General features: G+C 71.5%; 7 protein-coding genes. 5 read left to right on the forward strand and 2 right to left on the reverse strand.

Features of this window, described 5'->3' with window-relative positions; translation table 11 throughout:
- From AB0J09_RS52570 to AB0J09_RS52580, 3 genes are all read left to right on the forward strand, one after another.
- Window positions 1-615, forward strand: a 615-nt coding sequence (locus tag AB0J09_RS52570; protein WP_360709501.1) for a LysR family transcriptional regulator substrate-binding protein, incomplete at its 5' end; no start/stop codon positions are given.
- 110 nt (window positions 616-725) lie between these two features.
- Entirely contained in the window at window positions 726-1,055 is a 330-nt protein-coding gene (locus tag AB0J09_RS52575) for a YciI family protein (RefSeq protein ID WP_360709503.1), read from the forward strand.
- Entirely contained in the window at window positions 1,052-2,305 is a 1,254-nt protein-coding gene (locus AB0J09_RS52580) for an RNA polymerase sigma factor (RefSeq protein WP_360709504.1), read from the forward strand. Before AB0J09_RS52575 ends, AB0J09_RS52580 begins: the two co-directional genes overlap by 4 nt.
- Window positions 2,306-2,412: 107 nt before the next feature.
- Here AB0J09_RS52580 and AB0J09_RS52585 read toward each other — a convergent pair whose 3' ends face one another.
- Window positions 2,413-3,360 (reverse strand): YafY family protein, encoded by a 948-nt coding sequence (locus AB0J09_RS52585; protein ID WP_360709505.1) that lies wholly within the window; start codon window positions 3,358-3,360, stop codon window positions 2,413-2,415.
- 81 nt (window positions 3,361-3,441) lie between these two features.
- Here AB0J09_RS52585 and AB0J09_RS52590 point away from each other — a divergent pair, with 81 nt between their 5' ends.
- On the forward strand, window positions 3,442-4,149 hold the full coding sequence (locus AB0J09_RS52590) for an alpha/beta hydrolase (protein ID WP_360709507.1): 708 nt from the start codon (window positions 3,442-3,444) through the stop codon (window positions 4,147-4,149).
- Between the two features lie 583 nt (window positions 4,150-4,732).
- Here AB0J09_RS52590 and AB0J09_RS52595 read toward each other — a convergent pair.
- Window positions 4,733-5,656 (reverse strand): alpha/beta hydrolase, encoded by a 924-nt coding sequence (locus AB0J09_RS52595; RefSeq protein ID WP_360709509.1) that lies wholly within the window; start codon window positions 5,654-5,656, stop codon window positions 4,733-4,735.
- 42 nt (window positions 5,657-5,698) lie between these two features.
- Here AB0J09_RS52595 and AB0J09_RS52600 point away from each other — a divergent pair, with 42 nt between their 5' ends.
- Complete coding sequence (locus AB0J09_RS52600; protein WP_360709510.1) at window positions 5,699-6,175, forward strand: MarR family transcriptional regulator; 477 nt, start codon at window positions 5,699-5,701, stop codon at window positions 6,173-6,175.
- Window positions 6,176-6,533: the final 358 nt, after the last annotated feature.

The raw sequence follows: 6,533 nt of genomic DNA on the forward strand, positions 1-6,533 counted from the left end.
CTGCGCCTGGCCGCCTCTCCGCTGGCGATCAACCCCTCGCTGGCCGCGCGCCTGGCGCGGGCGCGGGCCGCGCAGCCGCGCCTGGAGGTGACGCTGCACACGTGCGGGCGCGACGAGGTCACCGCGAAAATCGCCGAAGGGGAGGCGGACCTGGGCCTGGCCGACGGCATCGCCGCCCCCAGCGACCCGCTGCGCCTGCCGGACGCCGGCCCGATGACGGCCGCCGGGGTGGCCGAGGAGGAACTGGTCGTGGCCCTGCCGGCCGACCATCCCCTGGCGGGGCGGGCGGCGTTGCGGCTGGCCGACCTGGTGGACGCGCGCTGGCTGCAGACGCCGCTGTGCCCGCTGGCGCGGCTGCGCGACCTCGTGGGTGAGGGGTTCCCGGTGGGGCTCGACTACCGGGGGGACGACGTGCACACGGTGGTCAACCTGGTGGCCGCCGGCCACGGCCTCACCCTCCTGCCCGCCTCCGCCCTGCCCGCGCGATCGCCGCATTCAGCGCCGGCCTGCGGGGTGTCGCTGGCCTCGCCCCGGCTGGTGCACCGCGTCGAGCTGCTGCACGGCGCCCTTCCCCCCGGCCCGGCGGCCGACCTGGCACAGGCCCTGTCAGGCTGACAGCGTTCGGCACCAGCATGATCAGCCCGAAGAACACGCTGCCGGGCCGGCCGCAGTCCTCGCCTACCGCCGCCGCACCTGACCCCGCCTGGAACGTATCCTCGGCTTCCATGAAGTACGTGCTCATGATCGGGCTGGACGAGTCCAACGTGTCCGAGGAGATCGCCCGCCACGGGTGCGGCGGCTGGAGCGAGGAGATGACGCGGCGGGGCGTGGTCAGGGGCGGGCTCGGGCTGCGGCCGGCCGCCGAGGCCACCACAGTGCGGGTGCGCGACGGCGACGTGCTGCTGACCGACGGGCCGTTCGCCGAGACCAAGGACCAGATCGGCGGGCTGAGCGTCATCGAGTGCTCCGGCCTGGAGGAGGCCGTCGAGATCGCCTCGAAGCATCCGGTGGCCCGCTACGGCTCGATCGAGATCAGGCCGCTGCTGGACCTATGACCGACCTCGAGGCCGTCTTCCGCCGCGAATGGGGCCAGATCGTCGCCACCCTCATCCGCCTGACCGGCGACTGGGACCTGGCCGAGGAGTGCGCCCAGGACGCCTTCGCCGCGGCGCTGGAGCGCTGGCCGCGCGACGGCGTGCCCGAGCGGCCGGGCGCCTGGCTGACCACGGCCGCCCGCAACCGCGCCACCGACCGGCTGCGGCGCGAGGCCGTCGGCGCCGCCAAGCTGAAACAGGCGGCCCTGCTGGAGGGTCCACCGCCGGCCGTGGACGACTTCCCCGACGATCGGCTGCGGCTGATGTTCGCCTGCTGCCATCCGGGGCTGTCACTCCAGGCGCAGGTCGCCCTGACGTTGCGCACACTGGCCGGGCTGAGCACCGCCGCGATCGGCCGGGCGTTCCTGGTGCCCGAGCAGACCATGTCGCAGCGCCTGGTCAGGGCCAAACGCAAGATCCGCGCGGCGGGCATCCCGTTCCGTGTGCCCCCGCCCCACCTGCTGCCGGCGCGCCTGCAGGCTGTGCTCGGCGTGCTCTACCTGCTGTTCAACGAGGGCTACGGAGGCGCCGACGAGCCGATCAACGAGGGCTCCGGCGGGCCGGTCGATCAGGGCTCAGGAAGCTCCGGCGGGCCGGGTCTTCGCGGCGAGGCCATCCGGCTGGCCCGGCTGCTGGCCGGCCTCATGCCCGGCGAGCCCGAGACGGGCGGCCTGCTGGCCCTGATGCTGCTGCACGAGGCCCGCCACGCCACCAGGATCGCCCTCGACGGCACGCTCGTCCCCCTGGAGGAGCAAGACCGCACCCGCTGGGACCGCGCCCGCATCGACGAGGGCGTGCGCGTGCTGGAGGAGGCGCTGGCCCGCCGCGCCGCCGGCCCGTACCAGGTGCAGGCCGCCATCGCCGCCTGCCACGCCACCGCCGCCGGCCCCGATGCGACCGACTGGCCACAGATCGCCGTCCTGTACGAGCGCCTGGCCCGCCTGCTGCCCTCCCCCGTGGTCGAACTCAACCGCGCGGTGGCTGTCGCCATGTCCCGCGGCCCCGAGGCCGGGCTGCGGCTGGTCAACCGCCTGACCGCGCAAGAGGCTCTGGACGGCTACCACCTGCTGCCCGCCACCCGCGCCGACCTGCTGCGCCGCCTGGACCGCCGCGCCGAGGCGGCCGAGGCCTACCGCCAGGCGCTCGCCCTGGCCACCGCCGAGCCCGAGCGCCGCTACCTCACCCGCCGCCTGGCCGAGGTCACCACCTGACCCTCTGGGGTCCCGGTGCATGCAGGTCAGAATCTCCGCTCTGCCCCGAGGCGGATCATCACCGTCATCTGCACGGTGGGCTTCCCGGCGGCGGTCGCAGGGAGTGCTCATTCCAACGTCTGTTCCAGCAGGCACTCGGCCAGGCGCCGGACGGCGGGGCGTAGTTCCTGCGGCGACAAGATCGTGAACGGGAAGCCGAGCCCGGCGAGCATGGCGGCCATGCCGTCCAGGGACTCGGCACGCGTCCGCAGGAGGACTCCGTCCGGTGTTTCGGTGAGTGTGGCCACCGACGGCGGGATGCGACGGGACGCCTCGGCGAGGGGAACGTGCAGAATGACCTCGACAATGTGCGCATACGGTACCTGCGCCAGCGACGCGGTGACCTGCCGCACCGGGTCGGATTCCTCGGGGATCTCATAGGAAGCCGTCCCTGGGACGACGGAGGAGATCCGGTCGACGCGGAAGGTGCGGATCTCGCCGGACCGGTGATCGTGGCCGGTCACGTACCAGCGGCCGGAGTGGAAGACCAGGCCGTGGCCGTCCAGCTCGCGTTCGGTCTGGGCGCCTTTCCAGGAGCGGTAGCGCAGTGTGACCCGGCGGCGGTCGCGGATCGCGGCGGCCAGGGTCAGCACGGCCCGGCTCGCGGGCGTTGGCGCCGCACGTTCGGCGAGAGTGAAGTCCAAGGTCTCCTCCAGTGCGCCGACCTGTTCTCGCAGCGTGGCTGGCAGCACCCGCCGGATCTTGGCCAGGGCGGCTTCGGTGGCCTCGGCGGCAAGGCCCAGGCGGCGTCCGGCGAGCAGGCCGAGAACCACGGCGGTGGCCTCGTCATCGGTGAGCATCAGCGGTGGCAGCTTGTAGCCGGGCATCAGCTGGTAGCCGCCGTAGCGGCCGCGCTCGGCGGCGACCGGGATGCCCAGTTCGGCGAGTCGGGCGGCGTAGCGCCGGACGGTCCGCTCGTCCACACCGAGCCGCTGCGCCAGGTCGCGGCCGCCCAGCCCGTGGTGCGCTTGGAGCAGTTCGAGCATCGCCAGCATCCGGGTCGCCGGATATGACACAGGTCACCCACTTAATCCGGGCGGATTCTGTCCGCTATCGGCTTTAGCGTAGCGACATCGGCTCACTGGAAGGACGATGAGATGGCGAACTACGTGCTGGTTCCCGGCTTCTGGCTCGGCGCCTGGGCTTGGGACCAGGTGGCGCAGAAGCTGCGCGCCGCCGGACACCAGGTGCGGGCGGTCACACTGACGGGGCTGGCGGAGAGGGCTGGGGAGCTGTCGCCGGAGGTGGGCGTAGAGACCCATGTCGTCGACATCCTCGCGGCGATGGACGGATGGGAGGAGGTTGTCCTGGTCGGGCACAGCGGGGCGAGTGTCCCGGTGACCGCGGTCGCCGACCGGCATCCCGAGCGGCTCAGCCGGGTCGTCTACGTCGACACCGCGCCGCTGCCGTCCGGTTTGGCGGTGATCGACTTCAACGACGAGGACACTCAGAAGGCTTGGCGCGCTCAGGTCGGGGACGGTTATGCGCTCGACGCGCCCTCCTTCGAGCAGGGGGAGGGGAAGTTCGCGGGACTGACCAAGGAGCATTGGGCGCAGATCCGCGCGAAGGCGACGCCGCAGCCGTGGGGCGCGGTCACCCAGTCGGTTCGGCGGCCGCAGCAGATCCCGGCGACGCCGAAGACCATGGTCGCCTCGACGATGCCGGTGGCGATGATCCGCGAGCTGATCGCTTCGGGGAACCCGGCGTTCGCCCCGCTCGGCACACCCGAATGGACCTTTGTCGAGCTGCCGACCGGCCACTGGCCGATGTTCTCGCGACCGGCGGATCTCGCCGCGTTGCTCTGACGACCTCCACATCGTGTCCGAGCCTGATTCATGCTCATGATCAGGCCTGTGATCGCCGCCGGTCTCCCTGCGGCAGTGCTGGAAGACGTCTCCGACACGGGGCGGCGAATCGATCCGTACGGGTTTAACGCCACGCGTGATCAGCAGGTCGGCGACGGCCATCGTTATCTGGGATTGCCGGCCTCTTCTCGCCGTGGCAGGCATTCGGAGCGGGCCACCGGAGTCGAGTATGGTCAGCACCTGACAGCCCGGTGTTGACATGCCGAAGCACGAACCGGGGCAACCAGACCTGCGCCTCACAAGGCCGGTGCCAGCCTCTACCGTGACGTCCGTGGCATCGCGAACGTTCGGGCCTGTACGCCCCGAACAAGGCGAGACTGCGTCGCGCGGCCGAGCAACTTGACCAGCTTGGCGTCGAGGACTGCCGCTTGGTCGCCGCCGCGGTCATGTCACGGCAACGGGTCGCGATTCTTCAGGCGGAGTACGGTATCACCGTCAAGGGCGGGTTGTGCGTGTGCCTGGAAGGAAATGGCGAGCAAGGCCCGGGGCGGAGGTCGTAGCCCGAGTGAGGCCGGGGTCGGCCCTACCCTGCTGACGTGTGCGCTGCGCCCCCGGCGCGGATGCGCTGGTTGAGGAAGAGGGCCGCGCGGTCCAGTGCCTCGTCTGCCTCGTCCAGGACGCCGGTGAACACCTGGAACACGTGTGGCACGTCGGCGGTGATGTCCAGGATGACGTCCACTCCGGCCGCTCTCGCACGTGCGGCCAGGCGTGTGGAGTCGTCCAGCAGGACCTCGTTGGTGCCCACCTGGACCAGCAGCGGGGGGAAGCCGGTCAGGTCGGCAAGGATGGCCGGGCTGAGCAGGGGCTGGTGCGGGTCGGCTCCGGCGAGGTACATGGCTCCGGTGTGTTCAACGGCCTTGCGGGTGAAGATCGGGTCGATGCCTTCCTTGGTGTCCATGCTCTCGCCCGTTCGGGTGGCGTCCAGGCCCGGGGAGAACGCCACGATGGCGGCGGGCAGCGGGAGGCCCGCGTCGCGGGCGGCGAGGCAGGTGGTGACGGTGAGGCCGCCGCCGGCGGAGTCCCCGGCGAACGCGATGGTCGAAGGGTCCTGGCCGCTGTCGAGGAGGGCGCGGTAGGCGTCCAGTGTGTCTTCGATTGCGGCCGGGAACGGGTGTTCGGGGGCAAGCCGATAGTCCAGCGAGTACGCCCCGAAGCCGGTCTTGGCCACGAGGTGGCCCGTCAACGGCAGGGCGGTCTCGGGGGAGCCGAACACCCAGCTGCCGCCGTGGAAGTACAGGATCGTCCCGGCGCGCGGCCCGTGGTCCGGCTCGACATGCAGCGCAGGTCGGTTACCGAGCGTTGTCTGCGTGGTGCTGATGCTGTTGGGCACGATCATCTGGGCCATCAGCGCCTTGAAGCCGGTTCGGATCGCCTCGACCGACCTTGGGCCCTCGGGACGCGGCTGCCGCATCATGGCGTCGACCTGGGCGCGCTGTTCCTTGCTCACGATATGCTCTCCTAGGAAGTATCTTCCACTACACTATATGCCATGGCATCTAGTTTGAGCGGCGACGCCTTCGACCTCCCGGACTTCTTCGCCGACCTGGTCCGATGCGAGACGCGTCTGTACAACGCCCTCAACGACCGTCTCCGTGAACGGCACGGGATCGTCACTTCGCAATTCGAGGCCCTGCGTTACCTGCGCGACCACCCCGGGTCCCGCGTGGCTGACCTTGCCGCCGAGTTCGCCATCGGCGTCGGGGCGACCAGTAAGAGCGCCGACCGTCTGGAGAAGCAGGGATGGGCCGTCCGGCAGCCGAATCCATCCGACCGCCGGTCCTCACTGCTGGCTCTGACCGACGACGGCTCGCAGCTCGTCAACGCGGCGGAGAAGACCTTCGCCGAAGCACTGGCCGAGCTGATCGGAGGCACTCTCGACCGTTCCGCGGTAGCGGCCGCCGCGCAGGCCCTCGCGAAGCTGCGCTCCGTGCTCGAAGGCAACCAGATCGGCGCCCCCACAGGCTGACGGGCATTGCCTCGGGACCGAGTCGGCGGCGCCCCGACTGCACGAGGTGCAGCGACCGGCCCCACGGGCTGCCTCGGACCGGGAGCTCGAGGCGGCCGAACTGCTCGGCCGGCGTCGAGTCGGTCATGGCCGGGCTGGTGTAGCCGATCAGCGCCAGGATGTCCGGGCTGGCCCGGAGCCGGCGGCGGGGCGGGCTGCCTGGACCGCAGCCTCTCCACCTGCTCGACGGCGCCCGCGGGACGGTTGCCGGCCCGTGGCGTCGCGCGGCGCCCGCATGCGTTGCGGGCCTGTGCCCGGTTACGGCCGGGTGGGTGGAGCGCCCCCACCCCCCAGCGCCCCGCCCCGCATATAGAGAACA

This window comes from Nonomuraea sp. NPDC049784 (assembly GCF_040659615.1).
In the GTDB taxonomy this organism is placed as follows: Bacteria; Actinomycetota; Actinomycetes; order Streptosporangiales; family Streptosporangiaceae; genus Nonomuraea.